This window comes from Pseudomonas sp. NPDC089534 (assembly GCF_044749305.1).
In the GTDB taxonomy this organism is placed as follows: domain Bacteria; phylum Pseudomonadota; class Gammaproteobacteria; order Pseudomonadales; family Pseudomonadaceae; genus Aquipseudomonas; species Aquipseudomonas ekonensis.
On sequence record NZ_JBIVHR010000003.1, the window covers coordinates 25,096 to 47,392 of the forward strand.

A 22,297-nucleotide genomic window follows, 5' to 3' on the forward strand; every position below is an offset into this window, starting at 1 on the left:
GCCCTCACTGACGCCATCGCCAGCAGGCTGGCTCCCGCAGGTTCCGGGGCGTTCACAGATGCAATGTCCACCACGGACCCTGTGGGAGCGAGCCTGCTCGCGATGACGGACGCCGGTTCAACCCAGGGGTTGAGCGGGCACTCAAACCTCAGGCGCTTGAATCCCGAACATCCGCCGCGCCTCGGCGAAGCACTTCTCGGCGATGGCCGAGCGCGGCTCGGTCTTGCGCATCACCAGCCCCAGCGGGGCCAGCACGCTGGCGTCCGGCAGGTTGATGAAGGCCAGGTGCTCGATGGGCTCTTCCAGCCCGCTGTCCAGCGGCATGATCGAGCAGCAGAAGCCCTGGTGGATCGCCTGCAGCAACTGATAGGTCGAGTCGCTTTCCATGATCGGCTGCGGGTTGAGCCCGCGGCTGCGGAAGCTCAGGTCGATGGATTTGCGGTAGTGCATGCCGGTGGTGATCATGCCCAGCGGCAGTTCGGCGGCGTCCTCCCAGCTCATCTCCGGGCCGTCGAAGTGGAAGTGGCGGGTGTCGTAGAGCAGGCCGACGCGGGTCTCGCCGATCTCGAAGAACTCGAAATAGTTCGGGTTGACGTGGTCCAGGTAGCACACCCCCAGATCCAACTGGTTGTTGCCCAGGTTCTCGATGATCTCGTCCGAGCTCATCGACGACAGGCTGTACTTCAGCTCCGGGAACGTGCCCGACAGGCCCTGGATGTAATTGACCGGATTGAAGTTGCTCAGCGGCACCAGGCCCAGGCGCAGGCTGCCCACCAGTTGCCCCCGGCACGCGGCGGCCTCTGCGAACAGCCCGTCGTGGGCGGCCAGCAGCGTGCGGGCCCAGGCCAGCACCCGTTCGCCGGCCTGGGTGAAGCCTTCGAAACGCTGGCCGCGGTTGACCAGCACCAGGTCCAGTTCGTCTTCCAGGTTGCGCAGGCGCATCGACAGGGTCGGCTGGGTGATGTGGCAGCGGGCGGCGGCCTGGCCGAAGTGGCGGGTCTCGTCCAGCGCGATCAGGAACTTGAGTTGTTTGATGTCCATGACGGCACCTGCTCGATGGGAAAGTGGGTATGAGTATTGACGCAGATGCGCAGCGCGCACGGGCAGCGCAGGGCGCCACGATCCCATCCGTCGCGCCGCGCGTCCAATCGGAGGTTTTTAACGGGTTATCGACGGTCTCTATCGGGCCCGGCTCCAGGGGGCCGGACGGGGGTCGGAGCAGGCCGGAAACGGTCGATAGAGCCGGTCGATAGAGCGGTTGGTTAGAGTGATTAGACACTCCTCATAAGCGGCACTTAGGCTCTGGCCCAGTTGAATCGATAACTGCCGGAGAATTCCCGTGAGTGCCAAATCGGATGCCCTGTTCGTTCCCCTGAATATTGCCGTGCTGACGGTCAGCGATACCCGCGACTACGCCAGCGACACGTCCGGCCAGTTGCTGGTCAGCCGTCTGCTGGAGGCCGGCCACACCCTCAGCGAGCGCAACCTGCTCAAGGATGACCTGTACAAGATCCGCGCCCAGGTGGCGAACTGGATCGCCGACGACGGCATCCAGGTGGTGCTGATCACCGGCGGCACCGGGTTCACCGGCCGCGACAGCACGCCTGAGGCGGTGGCGTGCCTGCTGGACAAGCAGATCGACGGTTTCGGCGAGCTGTTCCGCGCCATCTCGATCCTCGACATCGGCACCTCCACCGTGCAGAGCCGTGCGCTGGCCGGGCTGTCCAACGGCACCCTGGTGTGCTGCCTGCCGGGCTCGACCGGCGCCTGCCGCACCGCGTGGGAAGGCATCCTGGCCGAGCAGTTGGACAACCGTCACCGCCCGTGCAATTTCGTCCCGCACCTCAAACCGGTGCAAGCCTGCGGGCCGCGCGGATGAGCCGCACGCCGCTGATGCCGGTCGAGGACGCGCTCGACCAATTGCTGGCGATGGCCGACGGGCAGCGCTTGCCGGACAGCGAACCGGTGCCGCTCGACGCGGCGAGGGGGCGGGTGCTGGCCAGCGACCTGGTGGCGACCCTGGACCTGCCGCCCTGGCCGAACAGCGCCATGGACGGCTACGCCCTGAACCTGGCCGACCTGCACCGCCAGCCGCTGTCCGTGTCCCAGCGGGTCTATGCCGGTCTGGCGCCGGATGCGCTGCTGCCCGGCACCTGCGCGCGGATCTTCACCGGTGCGCCGGTGCCGCCGGGGGCCGACTGCGTGGAGATGCAGGAGAACACCGAAGTGCTGGAGGACGGCCGGGTGCGTTTTCTGCAACCGCTGAAGGCCGGCCAGAACATCCGCCCCCAAGGCCAGGAGAACCGGGCCGGCGATGTGCTGCTGCGCGCCGGCAAGCGCCTGGGGCCGTTCGAGCTGGCGGTGGCGGCCGGGCAAGGCGTGACGCACCTGCCGGCGGTGCGCCGCCCGCGGGTGGCGGTGCTGTCCACCGGCGATGAGTTGGTCGAACCCGGTCAACCGCTGCGCCCCGGCAGCATCTACAACAGCAACCGCACGTTGCTCAGCCATTGGTTGGGCGAACTGGGCTGCGAGGTGATCGACGCCGGCATCCTGCCGGACCGTCCGGCGCAGACCCGCCTCAAGCTGGAGCAGTTGCAGGTCGCTGCCGACCTGATCCTCACCACCGGCGGCGTGTCGGCGGGGGATGCCGACTGCCTTGGCCAGGTGCTGCGCGACGACGGCAAACCGCTGCTGTGGAAGTTGGCGATCAAGCCCGGCAAACCGCTGACGGTGGGCCGCTTCGGCGCGGTGCCGGTGATCGGCCTGCCGGGCAACCCGACGTCGGCGCTGGTGACGTTCGGCTTGCTGGCGCGGCCCTACCTGCTGCGCATCCAGGGCGTGGAAGAGGTGATGCCGCTGAGCGTCACGGTGGCCGCCGGCTTCGACTGGCCCAAGCCCGGCAGCCGCCGCGAATACCTGCGGGTACGGCTGGAGGCGGGACGGGCGGTGCTGTACCCGAACCAGAGCTCCGGCGTGCTGCTGGGCGCGACCTGGGCCGATGGCCTGGCGGAAATCCCCGAACACACGACCCACCGCGCGGGCGACCCGCTGCGCTTCATTCCTTTCAGCGAACTGTTCTGAACCCTGGCCGGGTTGAGTGCTGAACTTTCCACGGCGCCTTGACTGGCGCCATCGCCGGCAAGCCGGCTCCCACAGGTTCCGAGGCGGATGCCGATTCCGTGTACGCCAGAGAAACCTGTGGGAGCTGCGGTGCGACGACTCGACTTGCCAGCGATGAGGCCGGCATTGCCGACATCTCTGTTGGCTGACCCACCGCCATCGCCAGCAGGCTGGCTCCCACAGTGACCGTGTTGAACACTCAATCCGCGAACGACACAAAAACCTGTGGGAGCCAGCCTGCTGGCGATGGCGTCAGTGAGGGCACCGCAAGGCAGGAGCGAGGCGATCAGCTCAGGACGTAGTCCACCGGCTTGAGCGCCGGCGGCAGTTCCGTAGCGCCGAGTTCCGAGAGAATGTCGCGCTCGATGTTGCGCACCAGCGCATCGGTCGGCAGGTCGTTCTCGTCGCGGCCGAAGGGGTCTTCCAGTTCGTCGGCGATGGCGTCCAGGCCGAAGAAGGTGTAGCTGACGATGGCGGTGAACAGCGGCGTCAGCCAGCCCAGCGGTTCGGCCATGGCGAACGGCAGCAAGATGCAGAACAGGTAGATCGTGCGGTGCAGCAGCAAGGTGTAGGGGAAGGGCAGCGGGGTGTTCTTGATCCGCTCGCACACCGCCTGGGCCTGGGTGAGGCTGGTCAGGTGGTTGGCCAGCAGCATGTAGCGCCACTCGCTCAGCGCACCGCTTTGATGCAGGTCCGAGCATTGCTGGCCGATCTGCTGCAGGATCCGCCCGCTGTAGTCCGGCACCTGCGCATCGGGTTTGGGCGTGACCCACTCGGCGCTGGCCGCCGCTTCGTCTTCCCGGCGCAGCCGCGCATTGAGCGCATGGGCGAAGCCGCAGAGGTTGCGCAACAGCGAGCGGCGCTCGGCGGACTCGCGGATGACATGGGTCTCGCGGATCACCGAGCGGACGTGCACGATCACCTCGCCCCAGGCCTTGCGCGCCTCGTACCAGCGGTCGTAGCAGGCGTTGTTGCGAAAGTTCATGAAGATCGACAGCGACAGCCCGAGCAAGGTGAACGGCGTGGCGTTGACCTTGGTGAAGTTGCTCGGGTGCAGGATTTCCACCAGCACGATGGCCGACGCCAGCAGCGTGACCATCAGTGCGCGCATCGCGATGCGTTTGGCGATCGACCCCTTGAGGGTGAAGAGAATGGCGAACTGGTTGACCTTGGGTCGGATGATCATGCACGTCTGCCTTGAAGGGGCGGCGGGTCAGCCGCCGGTCATGTTCATGAAGCGCACGACCTGGACGTCGTCGTTCACTTCGAAATTGTGGCGGTAGGGCTTGAGCTTCATCGCCTCGATGATCGCTTTCTCCAGCCGTTCCGGTTGCCCCGGATGGGCCCGCAGCACCGCTTTCAGGTCCACCGAATGTTCGTTGCCCAGGCACAGCAGCAGGCGGCCTTCCACCGTCATCCGCACCCGGTTGCAGGTGCCGCAGAAGTTGTGGCTGTGGGGCGAGATGAACCCCAGCCGGATCTGCGGCGCCTCGGCCAGGCGCCAGTAGCGCGACGGGCCCTGGGTGGACTCGGCCGAATCGATCAGGGTGTAGCGTTCGGCGATCCGCTCGCGCACCTGGCTGCTGGAGAAGAACGACTCGGCGCGGCTGTGTTCGCTGATGGCGCCCAGGGGCATTTCCTCGATGAAGGAAATGTCCAGCTCCCGGTCGATGGCGAAACGCACCAGATCGTTGATCTCATGATCGTTGCGGCCCTGCATCACCACGCAGTTGAGTTTAGTGCGGGTGAATCCGGCCTTGCGCGCGGCATCGATGCCATTGATCACCTGGGCCAGGTCGCCGGTGCGGGTCAGTTGCTTGAAGCGGTCCGCATCGAGGCTGTCGAGGCTGACGTTCAGGCGCTTGACCCCGGCGTCGAACAGCGGTTCGGCGAGTTTGCCCAACTGCGAACCGTTGGTGGTCAGGCACAGCTCGCGCAGGCCGGGCAGGGCGGCGATCTGCTCGCACAGCTTGACCGCGCCGGGGCGGATCAGCGGTTCGCCGCCGGTGAGGCGGATCTTGCGGGTGCCCAGCTTCACGAAGCTTTGCGCCACCTGAAAGATCTCCTCCAGGGTCAGCACCCGTTGGCGCGGCAAGAACTGCATGTCCTCGGCCATGCAATACACGCAGCGGAAGTCGCAGCGGTCGGTGACCGACAGACGCAGGTAGTCGACACGGCGGTTGAAACCATCGATCAAGACGCGCTCTGACATGACAGCCTCGCTTGGATGAAGCCGCGGAAAACGGCGGGAGTCGGCGCAGGTTATGGGCAACTTCCGGGGGCGTCCAATCACTCTTAATGAACGGCTGATTGATGCTGTCGATGATGAACTTTTTTTGCCGTTCTTATGTTTCGTTAGTTCCGCAAATGCCTATGGTTAAAGGGTTTTTAGGCGTGATAGATGGTTTCGATAATGTGGTCGTTAATAGCGATTAGACAATGTTTTGCACCCGTTCCTATCCTTGGTCCGGCAAATGAAACGACGGCGTTTTAGTTCAAAGACAGTCGTTGCCGTTCAACCGAGATCAGGTTCTAGCCTGTGTGCACCGTCATGGAGAAGTCCCATGTCACAAGTCGACCGCTATAAACCCTACAAGGGCGCCGCCGCAGGATGGGGGGCGGTGATCAGCCTCACCAAAAACTGGCTGGGCAGTGAAAACGCCCTGAAGAACATCCGCGCCATGCTCAAGACCAACCAGAACGGCGGTTTCGACTGCCCCGGCTGCGCGTGGGGCGAAGCGCCCGGCGCCGGCCTGCTGAAGTTCTGCGAGAACGGCGCCAAGGCCGTGAACTGGGAGGCCACCGGGCGCCTGGTGGATCCGGCGTTCTTCAACAAGTACACGGTCTCGACCCTGGCCGAGCAGAGCGACTACTGGCTCGAATACCAGGGCCGGCTGACCCATCCGATGCGCTACGACGCACGGATCGACCGCTACGTGGAAACCACTTGGGAGGAAGCCTTCGCCCTGATCGCCCGTCACCTCAAGGGCCTGAAGTCGCCCCACGAGGCCGAGTTCTACACCTCGGGCCGGGCCAGCAACGAGGCGGCGTTCCTGTACCAGCTGTTCGTCCGCGCCTACGGCACCAACAACTTCCCGGACTGCTCGAACATGTGCCACGAGGCCAGCGCCGTGAGCATGATCGAGAGCCTGGGTATGGGCAAAGGCACGGTGGTGTATGACGACCTGCACCACGCCGACGCGATTTTCGTGGTCGGCCAGAACCCCGGCACCAACCACCCGCGCATGCTCGAACCGCTGCGCGAAGCGGTCAAGCGCGGCGCCCAGGTGGTGTGCATCAACCCGCTCAAGGAGCGTGGCCTGGAGCGCTTCCAGAACCCGCAGAACCCCATCGAAATGCTCAGCAACGGCTGGGAGGCGACCAACACCGCGTACTTCCGTCCGGCCCTGGGCGGCGACATGGCGGTGTTCCGCGGCATGGCCAAATTCCTCCTGCAATGGGAGCGCGAGGCCCTGGCCACGGGCGCCGAGCCGGTGTTCGACCGCGCTTTCATCGCTGACCACACCTCGGGCCTCGACAGCTACCTGGCCCAGGTCGACGCCACCTCCTGGGAGCACATCGTCGAGCAGTCCGGCCTGACCCTGGCCGACATCGAACTGGCCGCGCGCATGTATGCCCGGGCCAAGAACGTGATCATGTGCTGGGCCATGGGCCTGACCCAGCACGTGCATTCGGTGCCGACCCTGCAAGAGGTCATCAACCTGCAACTGCTGCGCGGCAACGTCGGCCGTCCGGGCGCCGGGCTGTCGCCGGTGCGCGGGCACAGCAACGTGCAGGGCGACCGCACCATGGGCATCAACGAACTGGCGCCCAAGGAACTGATGGATGCCCTGGAGAAACGCTTCAAGTTCAAGGTGCCGCGCCTGCACGGGCACAACACCGTGATGGCCATCGGCGCCATGGAACGGGGCGAGGCCAAGGTGTTCATCGGCCTGGGCGGCAACTTCGCCCAAGCTACGCCGGACACCCCGCGCACCCACGCGGCGATGCGCAACTGCGACCTGACCGTGCACATCTCCACCAAGCTCAACCGCAGCCATCTGGTGACCGGCCGCGACGCGCTGATCCTGCCGTGCCTGGGCCGCACCGACATCGACGTCCAGGCCGAAGGCCCCCAAGGCGTGACCGTGGAGGACACCTTCAGCATGGTGCACCTGTCGTTCGGCCAGCTGAAACCCAAGTCGCCGCACCTGAAATCGGAACCGGCGATCATCGCCGGGATCGCCGCCGCGACCCTGGGCAAGCACCCCATCGACTGGGAGTGGGCGGTGGGCGACTACGGGCGCATCCGCGACCTGATCGCCGACGTGATTCCGGGCTTCGAGCGGTTCAACGAAAAACTGCTGACCCCCGGCGGTTTCCACCTGGGCAACGATGCCTCCGACCGGGTCTGGAACACCGCCAGCGGCAAGGCCCAGTTCACCCCGTGCGTGCTGCCCGAGCACCTGATCAGCGAAGGCGTGCGCAACCTGCCGGTCAAGCCGCACCTGATCCTGCAGACCATGCGTTCCCACGATCAGTACAACACCACCCTGTACGGGCTCGACGACCGTTACCGCGGGGTGTACGGCATGCGCGACGTGGTGTTCGCCAATGAGCAGGACATCCGCCGGCTCGGTTTCGAACCGGGGCAGAAGGTCGACCTGGTGGCGCTGTGGGACGACGAGCGCGAGCGGCGGGTCAGCGGTTTCACCCTGATCGCCTACGACATCCCGGCAGGGCAGGCCGCCGCGTACTACCCGGAGACCAACCCGCTGGTGCCGCTGGAAAGCTACGGCGACCGCACCTACACGCCGACGTCCAAGTTCGTGGCGATCCGCCTTGAGGCGGCCGAGGCGAGCAACCTGATTCCGTCGTCGGTGGCGTAACCGCCCGAAGCGATCCGACCCTTTCGCAATTCGACTGGCTGCAGGCGTTCGCGCCTGGCGGTGGCCCGGCCGTGTGCCGCCGCTTTTCAGCCTTGATGAGGACATCATCATGTTCAACCTGGAGGCACTGGACCTGGCGCGGATTCAATTCGCGTTCACGGTTTCGTTCCACATCATTTTCCCGGCGATCACCATCGGCCTGGCGAGCTTCCTGGCGGTGCTCGAAGGCCTGTGGCTGAAGACCGGCAACGACACGTACCGCGACCTGTACCATTTCTGGTCGAAGATCTTCGCCGTCAACTTCGGCATGGGGGTGGTCTCGGGCCTGGTCATGGCGTACCAGTTCGGCACCAACTGGAGCGGCTTCTCGGACTTCGCCGGGAGCGTCACCGGGCCGTTGCTCACCTATGAGGTGCTGACGGCGTTCTTCCTCGAAGCCGGGTTCCTCGGCGTGATGCTGTTCGGCTGGAACAAGGTCGGGCGCGGGCTGCACTTCTTCGCCACGGTGATGGTCGCCATCGGCACGCTGATCTCGACCTTCTGGATCCTCGCCTCCAACAGCTGGATGCAGACCCCGCAGGGCTTCTCGGTGGTGGACGGGCGGGTGATGCCGCTGGACTGGCTGGCCATCGTGTTCAACCCGTCGTTCCCGTTCCGCCTGGCGCACATGGCCATCGCCGCATTCGTCGCCACGGCGTTCTTCGTCGGCGCGTCGGCGGCCTGGCACCTGCTGCGGGGCAACGATACCCGGCAAGTGCGCAAGATGTTTTCCATGGCGTTGTGGATGGCGCTGATCGTCGCGCCGATCCAGGCGGTGGTCGGTGACGCCCACGGCCTGAACACCCTGGAGCACCAACCGGCGAAGATCGCCGCCATCGAGGGCCACTGGGAAAACCACGGCAGCGAGCCGACCCCGCTGGTGCTGTTCGGCATCCCGGACATGCAGGCGGAGAAAACCAAGTACGCGCTGGAGATCCCGTACCTCGGCAGCCTGATCCTGACCCACAGCCTCGACAAGCAGATCCCGGCGCTCAAGAGCTTCCCCAAGGAAGACCGGCCGAACTCGACCGTCATCTTCTGGAGCTTCCGGGTCATGGCCGGGCTGGGCATGTTGATGATCCTGGTCGGTGTGCTCGGCTTTGCGCTGCGGCGCAAGGGCGCGGTCTACCGCCACCGCGGCTTCCAGCGCCTGGTGCTGCTGATGGGGCCGAGCGGTCTGGTCGCGCTGCTGGCCGGCTGGATCACCACCGAAGTCGGGCGTCAGCCGTGGGTGGTGTACGGCCTGCTGCGCACCCACGATGCGGCGTCGCACCACTCGGTGGCGCAGATGAGCACGTCGTTGGCGCTGTTCGTGGTCATCTACTTCTCGGTGTTCACCGTGGGCATCGGCTACATGATGAAACTGGTCGCCAAGGGCCCGCAGCCGCACCACGACCACGATCCTGAGGACGACAGCCAGCAGGCACCGCGCCGGCCGCTTTCGGCCGCCAACGTCCACCTCGAATCCGCCAGCCGGATCCACTGAAAAAGGAGCGTTGAGACATGGGTATTCAAGGCATCGACCTGTCATTGATCTGGGGCGTGATCATCGCCTTCGGGGTGATGATGTACGTGATCATGGACGGCTTCGACCTGGGCCTCGGGATCCTGTTCCCGATGATCCCGGACGGGCAGGAGCGCGACGTGATGATGAACACCGTCGCGCCGGTGTGGGACGGCAACGAGACCTGGCTGGTGCTGGGCGGGGCGGCGCTGTACGGCGCGTTCCCGCTGGCCTACGGGGTGATCCTGGAGGCGCTGTACCTGCCGCTGGTGTTCATGCTCGCGGGGCTGATCTTCCGGGGCGTGGCGTTCGAGTTCCGCTTCAAGGCGCCGGCCGAGAAGCGGCATCTGTGGGACCTGGCGTTCATCGGCGGTTCGCTGCTGGCGACGTTCTCCCAGGGTGTGGTGATCGGCGCCTATGTGGCCGGGATCCCGGTGGTGGACCGCCAGTTCGCCGGCGGCAGCCTCGACTGGCTGGCACCGTTCCCGCTCGCCTGCGGCGTCGGCCTGGTGGTGGCGTATGCGCTGCTGGGCAGCACCTGGCTGCTGGTCAAGACCGAAGGCATGCTCGAATCGCGGATGCGCCACTACAGCCGTCCGCTGGCGTGGCTGCTGCTGGCGATGGTGGTGGTGATCGGCGTGTGGACGCTCAAGCTGCATCCGGAACTGGCGGGGCGCTGGTTCACCCATGCTCACCTGACGGTGTTCGCGGGGCTGGTGGTGTTGGCGCTGCTGGCGCTGTTCGGCCTGCTGCGTTCGCTGCGCCGGCGCCACACCCACTGGCCGTTCGTGTTCACCCTGGTGCTGATGTTCCTGGGCTACATCGGCCTTGCGCTGAGCATCTGGCCGAACATCATCCCGCCGTCGGTCAGCCTGTGGGCGGCGGCGTCACCGGCCACCAGCCAGCTGTTCGCCCTGATCGGCGCGCTGTTCATCCTGCCGGTGATCCTGATGTACACCTTCTGGAGCTACTACGTGTTCCGCGGCAAAGTGAGGATCGGCGATGGCTACCATTGAGCGACGTGAAGTGAAACCGCAGCGCTGGCACCGGCGCCTGGGCTGGCTGCTGCTGATCTGGCTGGGCAGCGTCGCCTCGCTGGCGGTGGTGGCGAGTGTGCTGAAGCTGCTGATGTATGCGGCGGGGATGAGGACCCACTGACCCTAAAAAACCGGAGCCTGGCTCCGGTTTTTTAATGCGCCCAGGAAACCAGCGGGAGCCAGCTTGCCGGCGATGGCGGTGGGGCAGGCGCAGGAGATGTCGGCAGTGCCGGCCTCATCGCTGGCAAGTCGAGTCGTCGCACCGCAGCTCCCACAGGTCTTGTGGTGAATGCAGGTTCCGCAATCACCTGGGATCCCCTGTGGGAGCCAGCCTGCTGGCGATGGCGGCGGGTCAGGCGACAGAGATGTCGGCAGTGCCGGCCTCATCGCCAGCAGGCTGGCTCCCACCGTTTTTGCGGTGAGCACAGAACCTGCAAACACAGCTATTCCCTGTGGGAGCCGGCTTGCCGGCGATGGCGGTGGATCAGGCGCAGGAGATGTCGGCAGTGCCGGCCTCATCGCTGGCAAGCCAGCTCCCACAGTTTTTGCGGTGAGCACAGAACCTGCAGACACCGTCATTCCCTGTGGGAGCCAGCCTGCTGGCGATGGCGGTGGGTCAGGCGCAGGAGATGTCGGCAGTGCTGGCCTCATCGCCAGCAGGCTGGCTCCCACCGTTTTTTGCGGTGAGCACAGAACCTGCAAACACAGCTATTCCCTGTGGGAGCCGGCTTGCCGGCGATGGCGGTGGGGCAGGCGCAGGAGATGTCGGCAGTGCCGGCCTCATCGCTGGCAAGTCGAGTCGTCGCACCGCAGCTCCCACAGGTCTTGTGGTGAATGCAGGTTCCGCAATCACCAGGGATCCCCTGTGGGAGCCAGCCTGCTGGCGATGGCGGTGGGTCAGGAGACAGAGATGTCGGCAGTGCCGGCCTCATCGCCAGCAGGCTGGCTCCCACCGTTTTTTGCGGTGAGCACAGAACCTGCAAACACCGCCATTCCCTGTGGGAGCCGGCTTGCCGGCGATGGCGGTGGGTCAGTCGCAGGAGATGTCGGCAGTGCCGGCCTCATCGCCAGCAGGCTGGCTCCCACCGTTTTTTGCGGTGAGCACAGAACCTGCAAACACCGCCATTCCCTGTGGGAGCCGGCTTGCCGGCGATGGCGGTGGGTCAGTCGCAGGAGATGTCGGCAGTGCCGGCCTCATCGCCAGCAGGCTGGCTCCCACCGTTTTTTGCGGTGAGCACAGAACCTGCAAACACCGCCATTCCCTGTGGGAGCCGGCTTGCCGGCGATGGCGGTGGGGCAGGCGCAGGAGATGTCGGCAGTGCTGGCCTCATCGCTGGCAAGTCGAGTCGTCGCACCGCAGCTCCCACAGGTCTTGTGGTGAATGCAGGTTCCGCAATCACCAGGGATCCCCTGTGGGAGCCAGCCTGCTGGCGATGGCGTCACTCGGCGCCGAACATCGCGGTCCAGTAGATGCCCGCGTCGCTCTTCGGGTCCACCGCGTAGGCGGCGCCGAGTTCGCGGTATTGCGGGTTCATCAGGTTGGCGCAATGGCCGGGGCTGGCGAGCCAGCCGGCCACCACTTTCTGCACGGTGTCCTGGCCTGCGGCGATGTTCTCGCCGACCTGCTGGCCGCCGTAGCCGGCCAGTTCGGCGCGGTCGCCCGGTGTGCGGCCGTCGCGGTCCTTGTGGTCGAAGTAGTTCTTGTTGGCCATGTCGCGGCTGTGGTCCTGGGCGACGGTGCCGAGCACCGCATTCCACGCCAGCGGCCCGGCGGCGGAGAACGCCTGGCCGCCGCACTGGCGCGGCTGGGCTCGGGCGGCGTTGAGCTGCTCCAGCAGTTTCTGGCCTTCGCTTGACCCGTCGCCCAGGCGGGCGGACAGCAGCGGCCGGGCCAGGGTGATGCGCCAGTCGCGGTCGCTGCGGCTGACGCCGACATCGACGAACTGCGGATCCAGCACCACCTGACAGAAACTCTCCTGGATCGCCTTCATCGCCGCCGCCGCGTCCCTTGGCCCGTTGAGGCTGATCGCCTGCACGTTGACCATCGGGTAGCTGGCGCGGGCCATGGCCTGCTGCAGGTCGACGACGCCGCTGGCCGGCAGGATCAGGCGCGGATCGGCCGACAGCGGCGGCAGTTCGCTGGACGCCTGGGTGCCGCAGCGCTGCGGCTGGCTGCGGTAGCTGTTGATCGACTCGACCAGTTGCGACTCGTCGGTGGCCATGGCCGAGGCGGCAAACGCCAGGCCCACGGACAACGCGGCGAGGCGCAGAACGGATGGCATGAAGCGCATGGAAATCTCCCTTGGGCTGAGTGCGCACATCATGCGCGAAAGGGCCCCGGTGGGTGCAATGTCTTTTTCTTCACCCCCGCGTTTTTTCCCGTCGCATGGCCACGGGATTTGCCGACTACACTCTGCGAAAGCCCCGCTGGCCGGGTGTCTCAGCCGCATAACACGTTGCCCCGACCGGGCGCTGCCGGAAGTGTCGATCATGGGATTCAAAGGCGTGGTTGTCTGTGTTGCGTTGACCCTGTCGAACGGTTGGGCGATGGCCGCCGAACAGGCCCCGATCCAGGAAAAGGCCGAAGCCAAGGCCCAGGTGCTGGAGGAAAAGGCTGCCGACAAGGTCAGCGCCGCACCGGCGCCCAAGTCGGAGGCCATCACCCCGACCGAAGTGCAGGCGGTCGATCCGGCCGGGGCCGCGCCGCTGGACGATCCCATCACCTGTTTGGCGCGCAGCATCTATTGGGAGGCCAAGGGCAAGGACAACGCCGACATGGAAGGCGTGGCCAGCGTGGTGATGAACCGGCTCGGCCACGACGGGTTTCCCGGCACGGTCTGCGAGGTGGTCAAGCAGGGATCGGAGACCAAGAGCTGCCAGTTTTCGTGGTGGTGCGACGGCAGGCCGGACCAGGTCAAGGAAGATGACGAGTACGCCCAGGCCAAGGCCATCGCCGCCAAGGCCCTCAACCGCCAACTGACGGATCGCACCCACGGCGCGCTGTATTTCCATGACCGCAACGTTCACCCGAGCTGGGCGAACGAATACCGCAAGACCGCCGAGACGGCGAAATTCCTCTTCTACAAACCCGCCGGCGGCGACGCCCGTTAGGCGCAGACCTGGCGCACGCAATCGCGCAGCCACCGGTGGGCGGGATCGGCGTCCATCCGCGGGTGCCAGAGCATCGAGACGGTCAACGGCGGCAACGTCACCGGCGGGCTGAAACTGTGCAGGCCTGCGCGCAGGGAGCCGGTGTGGCGCTCCGGCACCGTGGCGATCAGGTCCGAGTCGCGCACCAGCGCCAGGGCGGCGGAAAAGCCGCCGACCAGCGTGACGATCTCCCGCGACAACCCTTGCGCGTGCAGCGCATCGTCCACCAGGCCGGTCTGGCGCCCGTGCCGCGACACATGGACGTGCGCGCCGGCGGCGAAACGTTTGGCGCTGACTTTGCCCGACGCCAGCGGATGACCCGCCCGCACGACACCGACCCAGCGGTCCTCGAACAGGATGCGGCTGTGCAGGGTGTCGTCGGTGCGGGTACCGACCACCCCGGTCTCCAGGTCGACCCGCCCTTCGCGCAGCGGTGCGCTGTCCTGGTCGGCCTTTTGCAGAAAGCGCAGACGCACGCCGGGCGCCTGCGACGCGATGCGGGCGAGCAGGGCGGCGCCGAAGGTCTCGACGAAACCGTCGCTGCTGCGCAGGGTGAAGGTGCGTTGCAGTTGACTGAGATCCAGCGCCTGGACGGGGCGCAGCACCGCTTCGGTTTCCTGCACCAACCGGCTGACCTGCTCGCGCAGGGCCAGGGCCCGTGGCGTCGGCACCAGGCCGCGTCCGGCGCGCACCAGCAACGGGTCGCCCGTGGTGTCGCGCAGGCGGGCGAGGGCGCGGCTCATGGCCGACGGGCTCAGGCGCAGCCGCTCGGCGGCGCGGGCGACGCTGCCTTCGCTGAGCAGCACGTCGAGGGTGATCAGCAGGTTCAGGTCCGGTGCATTCATGACATGGCGTTTCATACAGGTATGGAGTGCAAAGCATGCGTCTTCCGCCTGGTGTCGTCCAGACATAGGCTGCGGCCCATGACCTTCGAAGAGCGCCTGCCATGTCACATCCTCCGTCACACCGTTCCTCCCGCTGGGCCCTGACCGGCCTGTCCCTCTCGATGCTGATGCCGTCCCTGGACACCAGCATCGCCAACGCCGGCCTGCCGACGCTGGCGGCCGCCTTCGGCGCTGCGTTCGCGCAGGTGCAGTGGGTCGTCCTCGCCTACCTGCTGGCGATCACCACGTTGATCGTCAGCGCAGGACGCCTCGGTGACCTGATCGGGCGGCGCCGCCTGATGCTGATCGGCATTGGCCTGTTCACTGCCGCGTCCTTGTGCTGTGCGCTGGCGCCCGGATTGGGATGGCTGATCGCGGCGCGGGCGGTGCAGGGGCTCGGCGCTGCGGTGATGCTGGCGCTGACGGCGGCGCTGGTGGGCGATGCGGTGCCCAAGGCGCAGACCGGCCGGGCGATGGGGTTGCTGGGCACGATGTCGGCCATCGGCACTTCATTGGGGCCGTCGCTGGGCGGGCTGCTGATCGCGCAGGCGGGGTGGCCGTCGATCTTCCTGATCAACGTGCCGCTGGGGCTGCTCAACGGCTGGCTGGTGTGGCGTCATCTGCCGGTAGATCGGGCGGTGGAAAAGCGGGTGCGGTTCGACCATGCCGGGACGTTGGCGCTGGCGCTGACCCTGGGGGCGTATGCGTTGGCGATGACCGTCACGGGGACGCCGGGCGCCACGGTGGCGCTGTTGTCGATCAGTCTGCTGGGCCTTGGCCTGTTCGTTGCGGTCGAGCGGCGTGCGGCGGCGCCTTTGATGCGCATGACGTTGTTTGCCGACCCGCGCCGTGCTGCCGGTCTGGCGATGACGGCGCTGGTGGCGACGGTGATGATGACGACGCTGGTGGTGGGGCCGTTCTACCTGAGCCGAGGGTTGGGGTTGGGCAGCCTGGCGGTGGGCCTGGCGCTGTCGGTCGGGCCGTTGGTGGCGGCGCTCGGCGGCGTGCCGGCGGGGTGGCTGGTGGACCGCTTCGGGGCGCGGCGCATGGTGGCGGGCGGATTGTCGGCGATGGCCGGCGGCTGTGTGTTGCTGGCGGTGTTGCCGATGGGGCTCGGGTTGCCGGGGTATCTGCTGCCGATAGCGTGGGTCACCGCCGGGTATGCGCTGTTTCAGGCGGCCAACAGCAGCGGCCTGATGGCGGACGTCGGCCAGGACCTGCGCGGGGTGATGTCGGCGATGCTGGGGCTGGCCCGCAACCTGGGGTTGATCACCGGGGCGGCGGCGATGGGCACGGTGTTCGCCCTGGCCGCCGGCGATCCGGCTCAGGCACCGGCCGTGATGATTGCCGGGGGCTTGCACCTGACCTTTGGCGTCGCCGCGACGCTGATGGCCATTGCCCTCGCCGTCAACGGCACGGCCCGGAGCCTGTCGGTGTTGGTGGGGCAGCGGTAGAGCGGAGTGTCAGGTGATGGGGGTGGCGGCTGGGCTGGCCTCATCGCTGGCAAGCCAGCTCCCACAGAGCCCAAGGCGAACACCGAACCCGCGTACGCCACAAAAACCTGTGGGAGCTGGCTTGCCAGCGATGACGGTGGGGCAGGCGACAGAGATGTCGGCAGTGCCGGCTCCCACAGAGCCCAAGGTGAACACCGAACCCGCGCACACCACAAAAACCTGTGGGAGCCAGCCTGCTGGCGATGACGGCGGGTCAGGCGATAGGGATGTCGGCGGGTTCAGTGGTGTTCCCGGGGTTGCGCTTGGCGGGCGGGGAAGAACAGTTCGAAGCAGGTCTCGCCGTCGGCGCTGCTGGCGCTGTAGCGGCCTTGATGCAGTTGCATGATGGTGGCGACGATGGACAGGCCCAGGCCGTTGGACTGGGCCGAGCGCTGGCGGGACTGGTCGACCCGGTAGAAGCGTTCGAACAGCCGCGACAGGTGTTCGGCCGGGATGGTCGGGCCGTGGTTGCGCACCCGCAGGAGGCTGCCGTCCGCTCCGGCGGTGGCTTCCACCTGCACCGTCGAATCTGCGGCGCCGTACTTGATCGCGTTGGCGCACAGGTTGGCCAGGGCCCGGCGCAGCAGCATCGGTTCGGCCCAGATCACGCCGCTGCCGCGGGCCTCGATGCAGATGCCGGCATCCGCCGCCAGGCCTTCGAAGTAGTCGGCGATGCGCTGCATCTCGTCGGCGGCGTCCAGCTCCTGGCGCTGGCTCATGGCGCTGGCCGGATCGGTGCGGGCCAGGAACAGCATGTTGTCGAGCATCCGCGCCAGCCGTTCCAGCTCCTCGACGTTGGAGGCGAGCAGTTGCTGGTAGGCCTCGACGCTGCGGTTCTGCTGCAGCGCGACCTGGGTTTCGCCCATCAGGTTGTTGATCGGCGTGCGCAGTTCGTGGGCCATGTCGGTGGACACCTGGCTCAGTTGCGCAAAACCCTTGGCGAGCCGGTCCAGCATGGCGTTGAACGCGTCGATCATCGGCTTCAGCTCACGGGGCGTGCCGTGGCTGTCGAGGCGTTCGCCCAGGTTGCCGACGCCGATGCCGTGGGCATGCCGCGCCAGCCGGCGCAACGGCAGCAGGCCACGGTACACCAGCAGGCAGCCGATCAGCGCCAGCACCGCCGCCGCCAGGGTGGCCAGGCCGTAGACGCTGAGCCGGTAGGTGGCGAGCATCGCCGTGCGTTCGGTCATCAGGCGGCCGGTGAGCACCTGCAGGTTGCCCAGCTCACCGGAGTCGATGGTCGCCGCCACCGCCGAAAACGGCACGCCGTCGATGCTCGGCAGATGCTTCACGTCGCTCAGCGCCATCGGGTGGCCGATGGGCACGGCGGGCACGCTCGGGGTGGCGAGGTTGCCGGGGTTGACCACCAGCAAGGGCGGTTGCCCCGGCGCGCCGATGGTCAGCAGCGCCTCGCGGTTGCCGAGCATGTTCTGGAACAGCGCCGGCTTGTTCTTGATCAGCTCCAGGGTGTTGCTGTCGTTGAGGAAGGTGCGCAACTGATCGACCCGGCTGGCCAGCTGGATGTCGTCGCGGCGGATCAGTTGCTCTTCGAGCTCGTTGTACAGCGCCGCCCCCAGGCCCGCCAGCGACGCGAAGGCGAGCAGGGCGAAGACCAGCGCCAGGCGCAGGGTCAGCGAATAGGTGCCGTTGGTTTTCATGGCTGAATGTCGAAGCGGTAGCCGATGCCGCGCACGCTGTGGATCAGCTTGAGCGCGAACGGATCGTCGAGCTTGGCCCGCAGGCGGCGCACCGCGACATCGACCACGTTGGTGTCGCTGTCGAAGTTCATGTCCCACACCCGCGAGGCGATCAGCGAACGCGACAGCACTTGGCCGGTGTGGGTGGCGAACAGTTGCAGCAGGGCGAACTCCTTGTTGGTCAGGACGATCCGCGTGCCGGCGCGGGTGACCCGGCGCTTGAGCACGTCGATCTGCAGGTCGGCCACCTGCAACTGTTCCTCTTCATGGATCGGCCCGCGCCGGGTCAGGGTGCGCAGGCGCGCCACCAGTTCGGCGAAGGAGAACGGCTTGATCAGGTAATCGTCGGCGCCCAGTTCCAGGCCCTTGACCCGGTCGGCGATGTCGTCGCGGGCGGTGAGGAACAGCACCGGCGTGTCGGCCTCCTTGCGCAGCCGGCGCAGGACTTCCCAGCCGTCCATCTGCGGCATCATCACATCCAGCACGATCACGTCGAAGCCGTGCTCCAGCGCCAGGTGCAGGCCGTCGGCGCCGTTGCGCGCCAGGCTCACGCTGTAGCCCAGTTCCTGCAAACCGTTGAGCAGGTAGTTGCCGGCCTTGGGTTCGTCTTCGACGACAAGGATGTTCATGGGCGTTCGGCCTCAATGGTCGTTGGTGCAGCCGCTGCCTTGCACCTGATAGTCCAGCACATGTTCGCGGCCCTGGTGGTCGAGGTAGTTGAGCCGGGCCGGAATCACGCCGCAGGCCTGGGAAATATCGGTGCTGGACAGGACTTTGTCGATATCCAGATGAACGAAGAAGCCGCTTTGGTCGTGGATCACGGTCGGTTCCGGCGCAGGCGCGGCGAACGCGGAGCCGGTGGCGAGGAGGGCGGCGAAGGCGAGGATCAGGGTTTTCATGATGGGGTCGCTCGGTGCGTGAAGTGGGTCGGCACAGGTGCCGGGACAACTTCAGGCTACCGGGCGATCCGCTCGGCAAACCGACAGCTTGATTACAAAGCTGTAATGAAACGGTGTTCGCGAATGTCGGCGCGAGCGACGGTCTTGGCCGGTTCTGCGGTGCCTTCGCGGGCGCCATCGCCAGCAGGCTGGCTCCCGCAGAGGGCTGTGCAGGGCTCCAATGATGCAGGGATCAGTTGCCGGCGGAGCTGATGATCCCGGCCACCTGCTGCGGCTGGCAGTTGAGGTACGGCGAGGACTTGAGCCAGTGCTGGTCGGGATACCAGGAGAACATGAACTGGCCGTCCTTCAGGCTGTCGATCACCCGCTTGGCCACTTGCGGGCGCACCGCCGGGCAGCCCTGGCTGCGGCCGATGCGGCCCTGGCGCTGGCTCCACAGCGGGTTCACGTAGTCGGCGGCGTGGATCACGATGGCGCGGTCGCGGGCCATGTCGTTGAAGCCCGGTTCCAGGCCGTCCATGCGCAGCGAGTAGCCGTGGGTGCCTTCGTAGCTTTCCTGGGTGCGGAACAGCCCCAGACTGGACTGGTAGCTGCCCTCGCGGTTGGAGAACTGGGTGGCGTAGTTTTCCCCGGAGTTGGAGCCGTGGGCGACCAGGTCGCGCAGCACCAGTTTCCGGCGGGCAAGGTCGAAGATCCACAGGCGGCGGGCCGTGGACGGCTGCGAGTAGTCGATGATCGCCAGGTGGCGCGATTGCCGGGCGCCGCTGTTGACCGCGCACTGCATGGCGTTCAGGGCACCTTTCAGCGCCTGGGGATTGAGTTCCGGTGCGGCGTGCGCGAGGCTGTTGTAGAGGGATGGCCGGGCAGTGCCGGCGGCAATGGCTGGGCTGGTCATCGTGGCGGCGATCAAGGCCGGGACGATGGCAGTCAGCAGAAGTCGGCGAAACGTCGTCAACATTTACAGAGAGTCCTCACTTGCTACTTGTCTGGCTAGGCTCCTGACGTCCAGTCGTCCCCCGCAGACCCGGGAATCGGGCCTGACTGTTCACCGCACCTGATGTAAGGTTGACCGTCATTCAGGACGGCCATGGATTGGAGTAAAGCAGTTGTTCAAAAAGTATGCATGCTACTTGAGCATTTGTTTGCTCGCAGCGCCGTTTGTCGCTTGTGCCGGTGAGCCGTTGCCGGGGCTGCCGACGTTGCCGGCGGACGTGACGGTCGATGCGCCGGTGGCCGCGCCGGTTCCGGTGCAGAGTCCGTTGCAGGCGTCGCTGGTCAGCCTGCCCCAGGCCTGTCCGGCCGTGGCGGCCCGCCTCGACGCTCCCGCGCTCCAGCAATTGCAGGCGTTCTATCAGCAGCAGGACTGGCTGCCCGTGTGGGCAGACGGCGAGCGGCTCGCGACATTGCAGGCGCAGTTGCAGCTGCTGGCCGATGACGGCCTGAACCCCAAGCGCTACCCGGTGGCGGACCGCGTGCCGCAGGACGGCGACCTGTGCGCCGACATCGACATCAGCCGCCACTACCTGCAAGCCCTGCAGGATCTGCACTACGGCCGCCTGCTGCAATCGCACTTCGAACCCCTGTGGCATGCCGACGACACGCCCCGCGACCGTCAGGCCGAACTGCTGGCCATCGCCGTGCCGGGCATGCACGACATCGCGGCGGCGTTCGACCGGGCCCGTCCGCGCCTGGCGCAATACCAAAACCTGCGTCACCTCTACGCCGCCCAGCGCCAGCAAGCCTTGCCGCATTGGGGCGCGGTGGGCAACGGGCCGCTGCTGCGTCCGGACATGGCGGACAAGCGCGTGCCGGAACTCGCCCAGCGCCTCTACAGCGAAGGCTACCTGCACAGCGTGGCCGGCACGCCGGGCAACGCCTATGACGGCGTGCTGGTGGAGGCAGTGAAGAGCTTCCAGGCCAACCATTCGCTGCAGGCCGACGGTGTGGTCGGCCCCGGCACCATCGCCGAACTCAACATCAGCCCGCTGACCCGCCGCGACCAGTTGCGGGTCAACCTCGAACGTTTCCGCTGGCTGGCCCAGGACATGGAGCCGGACGGCCTGCTGGTCAACGTCGCCGCCGCCGAACTGACCCTGTACCAAGGCGGCCTGCCGGTGTGGCAGACCCGCACCCAGGTCGGCCGCGCCGAACGCCAGACCCCGTTGCTCAAGTCCCGGGTCACCCGGCTGACCCTGAACCCGACCTGGACCGTGCCGCCGACCATCTGGAAGGAAGACAAGCTGCCGGAGATCCGCAAGGACCAGACCTTCCTCAGCCGCCAGAACCTGCAAGTGCTCGACGCCAACGGCCAGCCGCTGGCCGCCGCCGACATCGACTGGGACAACCCCGGCAACATCCTCCTGCGCCAGGACGCCGGGCCGCGCAACCCGCTGGGGCAGATGGTCATCCGCTTCCCCAACCCGTTCTCGGTGTACCTGCACGACACGCCGAGCAAGGCGCTGTTCGACAAGGGGCCGCGGGCGTTCAGCTCCGGCTGCGTGCGGGTCGAGCATCCGATGAAGCTGCGCGACCTGCTGCTCAGCCCGGCGGAAAGGGCGCGCACCGACACCTTGCTGGCCACCGGCACCACCCATGAATTCCGCCTGGCCAACCCGGTGCCGATCCTGATGACCTACTGGACCGCCCAGGTCGACAGCCACGGGCGCGTGCTCTACGCGCCGGACATCTACAGCCGCGACAGCGCGCTGCTGGCGGGGCTGGACCGGGCGCACTGACCCTCAGCGGGCGTGGCGCCGCCAGAACACCCTGGCCAGCCACGCATCCACGCTGAGCTTGCCGGCCCCGGCGAACACCAGCGGCAGCAGCGCCGCCAGGTAAATGGCCGGCAGCTTGAAGTTGCCGAAACCCTTGTTGGTGATCGCGTAGCCCTGGGCCAGTTCGCTCAGCGACGACCAGTCCGCCGGCCAGTGCACGGCGGCGGTGGCGACGACGGTCACCACGATCAGCGAAACCGCCGAGAAGCGCGTGCCGAGGCCGATCAGGATCGCCAGCGCGCCGATCAGTTCGGCCCACATCGACAGCTCCCAGTTCAGGGTCGCCGGCAGATGGTCGAAGGGGAAGGGGAACCGCTCCTGGATGTCTTCGAACCAGTTCTGGCCGTTGAACTTCTCCAGGCCCGATTCGAAGAATTCCCAGGCGATGAACAGCCGCAGCGTCAGCGGCGCGAGCCATTGGCCGGCACGGTCGAGGTTCAGGTGCAGGCCTTTGACGGCAGAGGAAAGAGTGGGGGTCATGATCGAACGCTCCATAGTGTTCAGGGGAAACGGGGCAACGGCGTGCCCCGTGCCGGGCGTCACTCGCCGGCGCCGCACTTGCCTTCGCCGCATTTGCCTTCCGACGATTTTTCCGTGGCGTCGGCCTTGGCCTGGCTGTAGCCATGGTCCAGTTGTTTGACGCTGAAGGCCTCGGAGGCCGAAGCGGCGTTGGACAGGGCCAGGCCCGAGGCGATCAGCAGGCCGAGGGCGAGGGATTTTTTCGAGAGCTGAGTCATGGTGGTTCTCCGACGTATCGAGTGGTTTGAATGGCTTGGCCGGCAGTGCCGGTCGACAGGTTCATTTGAACGCC

At 66.7% G+C, this 22,297-nt stretch carries 20 protein-coding genes; 9 read left to right on the plus strand and 11 right to left on the minus strand.

Features of this window, described 5'->3' with window-relative positions; translation table 11 throughout:
• Window positions 1-141 precede the first annotated feature (141 nt).
• Window positions 142-1,041, minus strand: coding sequence for a LysR family transcriptional regulator (locus ACIP0B_RS01515; RefSeq protein ID WP_400829221.1), 900 nt, complete (start codon window positions 1,039-1,041; stop codon window positions 142-144).
• Between the two features lie 298 nt (window positions 1,042-1,339).
• On the opposite strand from ACIP0B_RS01515, the gene moaB reads away from it, so the two are divergent.
• Together moaB and glp are read left to right on the plus strand one after the other, a co-directional pair.
• Window positions 1,340-1,879, plus strand: a complete 540-nt coding sequence (gene moaB, locus ACIP0B_RS01520; protein ID WP_085583371.1) for a molybdenum cofactor biosynthesis protein B — start codon at window positions 1,340-1,342, stop codon at window positions 1,877-1,879.
• Complete coding sequence (gene glp / locus ACIP0B_RS01525; RefSeq protein WP_400829224.1) at window positions 1,876-3,081, plus strand: gephyrin-like molybdotransferase Glp; 1,206 nt, start codon at window positions 1,876-1,878, stop codon at window positions 3,079-3,081. Before moaB ends, glp begins: the two co-directional genes overlap by 4 nt.
• 325 nt (window positions 3,082-3,406) lie before the next feature.
• On the opposite strand, the gene ACIP0B_RS01530 is transcribed toward glp, so the two are convergent.
• A complete protein-coding gene (locus ACIP0B_RS01530) occupies window positions 3,407-4,306 on the minus strand; it encodes a bestrophin family protein (protein WP_400829226.1) in 900 nt (299 codons plus the stop codon).
• A 27-nt stretch (window positions 4,307-4,333) separates the two neighbouring features.
• A complete protein-coding gene (moaA, locus tag ACIP0B_RS01535; RefSeq protein WP_400829228.1) occupies window positions 4,334-5,332 on the minus strand; it encodes a GTP 3',8-cyclase MoaA in 999 nt (332 codons plus the stop codon).
• A 352-nt stretch (window positions 5,333-5,684) separates the two neighbouring features.
• Here moaA and ACIP0B_RS01540 point away from each other — a divergent pair, with 352 nt between their 5' ends.
• The 4 genes from ACIP0B_RS01540 (at window position 5,685) to ACIP0B_RS01555 (ending at window position 10,710) form a co-directional block, all read left to right on the plus strand.
• The gene (locus ACIP0B_RS01540; RefSeq protein WP_400829230.1) at window positions 5,685-8,009 is read left to right on the plus strand and encodes an FdhF/YdeP family oxidoreductase; all 2,325 of its coding nucleotides are present in this window, start codon (window positions 5,685-5,687) and stop codon (window positions 8,007-8,009) included.
• A gap of 109 nt (window positions 8,010-8,118) precedes the next feature.
• A complete protein-coding gene (locus ACIP0B_RS01545) occupies window positions 8,119-9,534 on the plus strand; it encodes a cytochrome ubiquinol oxidase subunit I (RefSeq protein ID WP_400829232.1) in 1,416 nt (471 codons plus the stop codon).
• Between the two features lie 17 nt (window positions 9,535-9,551).
• Complete coding sequence (cydB, locus tag ACIP0B_RS01550; RefSeq protein WP_085579989.1) at window positions 9,552-10,568, plus strand: cytochrome d ubiquinol oxidase subunit II; 1,017 nt, start codon at window positions 9,552-9,554, stop codon at window positions 10,566-10,568.
• Window positions 10,555-10,710, plus strand: coding sequence for a DUF2474 domain-containing protein (locus tag ACIP0B_RS01555; protein ID WP_400829234.1), 156 nt, complete (start codon window positions 10,555-10,557; stop codon window positions 10,708-10,710). Before cydB ends, ACIP0B_RS01555 begins: the two co-directional genes overlap by 14 nt.
• Before the next feature lie 1,318 nt (window positions 10,711-12,028).
• On the opposite strand, the gene ACIP0B_RS01560 is transcribed toward ACIP0B_RS01555, so the two are convergent.
• A complete protein-coding gene (locus tag ACIP0B_RS01560) occupies window positions 12,029-12,880 on the minus strand; it encodes a CAP domain-containing protein (protein WP_400829236.1) in 852 nt (283 codons plus the stop codon).
• A gap of 199 nt (window positions 12,881-13,079) precedes the next feature.
• Between ACIP0B_RS01560 and ACIP0B_RS01565 the strand changes: the two genes are divergently transcribed.
• Window positions 13,080-13,700: a cell wall hydrolase gene (locus ACIP0B_RS01565; protein ID WP_400829238.1), complete on the plus strand. Its 621-nt coding sequence runs from the start codon at window positions 13,080-13,082 to the stop codon at window positions 13,698-13,700.
• Here the strand turns inward: ACIP0B_RS01565 and ACIP0B_RS01570 are convergent.
• Entirely contained in the window at window positions 13,697-14,584 is an 888-nt protein-coding gene (locus tag ACIP0B_RS01570) for a LysR family transcriptional regulator (RefSeq protein ID WP_400829240.1), read from the minus strand. The two genes, ACIP0B_RS01565 and ACIP0B_RS01570, sit on opposite strands and share 4 nt — an antisense overlap.
• A 101-nt stretch (window positions 14,585-14,685) precedes the next feature.
• On the opposite strand from ACIP0B_RS01570, the gene ACIP0B_RS01575 reads away from it, so the two are divergent.
• On the plus strand, window positions 14,686-16,077 hold the full coding sequence (locus tag ACIP0B_RS01575; protein WP_400829242.1) for an MFS transporter: 1,392 nt from the start codon (window positions 14,686-14,688) through the stop codon (window positions 16,075-16,077).
• Window positions 16,078-16,355: 278 nt separating this feature from the next.
• Here ACIP0B_RS01575 and ACIP0B_RS01580 read toward each other — a convergent pair whose 3' ends face one another.
• The 4 genes from ACIP0B_RS01580 to ACIP0B_RS01595 form a co-directional block, all read right to left on the minus strand.
• Window positions 16,356-17,774 (minus strand): heavy metal sensor histidine kinase, encoded by a 1,419-nt coding sequence (locus ACIP0B_RS01580; RefSeq protein WP_400829244.1) that lies wholly within the window; start codon window positions 17,772-17,774, stop codon window positions 16,356-16,358.
• Window positions 17,771-18,442, minus strand: a complete 672-nt coding sequence (locus ACIP0B_RS01585; RefSeq protein WP_085580001.1) for a heavy metal response regulator transcription factor — start codon at window positions 18,440-18,442, stop codon at window positions 17,771-17,773. Before ACIP0B_RS01585 ends, ACIP0B_RS01580 begins: the two co-directional genes overlap by 4 nt.
• Window positions 18,443-18,454: 12 nt before the next feature.
• Window positions 18,455-18,712 carry a DUF2790 domain-containing protein gene (locus ACIP0B_RS01590; RefSeq protein WP_085580003.1) on the minus strand — a complete coding sequence of 86 codons (258 nt, stop codon included), beginning with the start codon at window positions 18,710-18,712 and terminating at the stop codon, window positions 18,455-18,457.
• 232 nt (window positions 18,713-18,944) lie between these two features.
• A complete protein-coding gene (locus tag ACIP0B_RS01595; RefSeq protein WP_400829246.1) occupies window positions 18,945-19,670 on the minus strand; it encodes a murein L,D-transpeptidase catalytic domain family protein in 726 nt (241 codons plus the stop codon).
• A gap of 148 nt (window positions 19,671-19,818) precedes the next feature.
• Here ACIP0B_RS01595 and ACIP0B_RS01600 point away from each other — a divergent pair, with 148 nt between their 5' ends.
• Window positions 19,819-21,447: a murein L,D-transpeptidase gene (locus ACIP0B_RS01600; protein ID WP_400829248.1), complete on the plus strand. Its 1,629-nt coding sequence runs from the start codon at window positions 19,819-19,821 to the stop codon at window positions 21,445-21,447.
• A gap of 3 nt (window positions 21,448-21,450) precedes the next feature.
• Here ACIP0B_RS01600 and ACIP0B_RS01605 read toward each other — a convergent pair whose 3' ends face one another.
• Together ACIP0B_RS01605 and ACIP0B_RS01610 are read right to left on the minus strand one after the other, a co-directional pair.
• On the minus strand, window positions 21,451-21,966 hold the full coding sequence (locus tag ACIP0B_RS01605; protein WP_400829250.1) for a DoxX family protein: 516 nt from the start codon (window positions 21,964-21,966) through the stop codon (window positions 21,451-21,453).
• A 59-nt stretch (window positions 21,967-22,025) separates the two neighbouring features.
• Window positions 22,026-22,223 (minus strand): hypothetical protein, encoded by a 198-nt coding sequence (locus tag ACIP0B_RS01610; RefSeq protein WP_085580010.1) that lies wholly within the window; start codon window positions 22,221-22,223, stop codon window positions 22,026-22,028.
• Window positions 22,224-22,297: the final 74 nt, after the last annotated feature.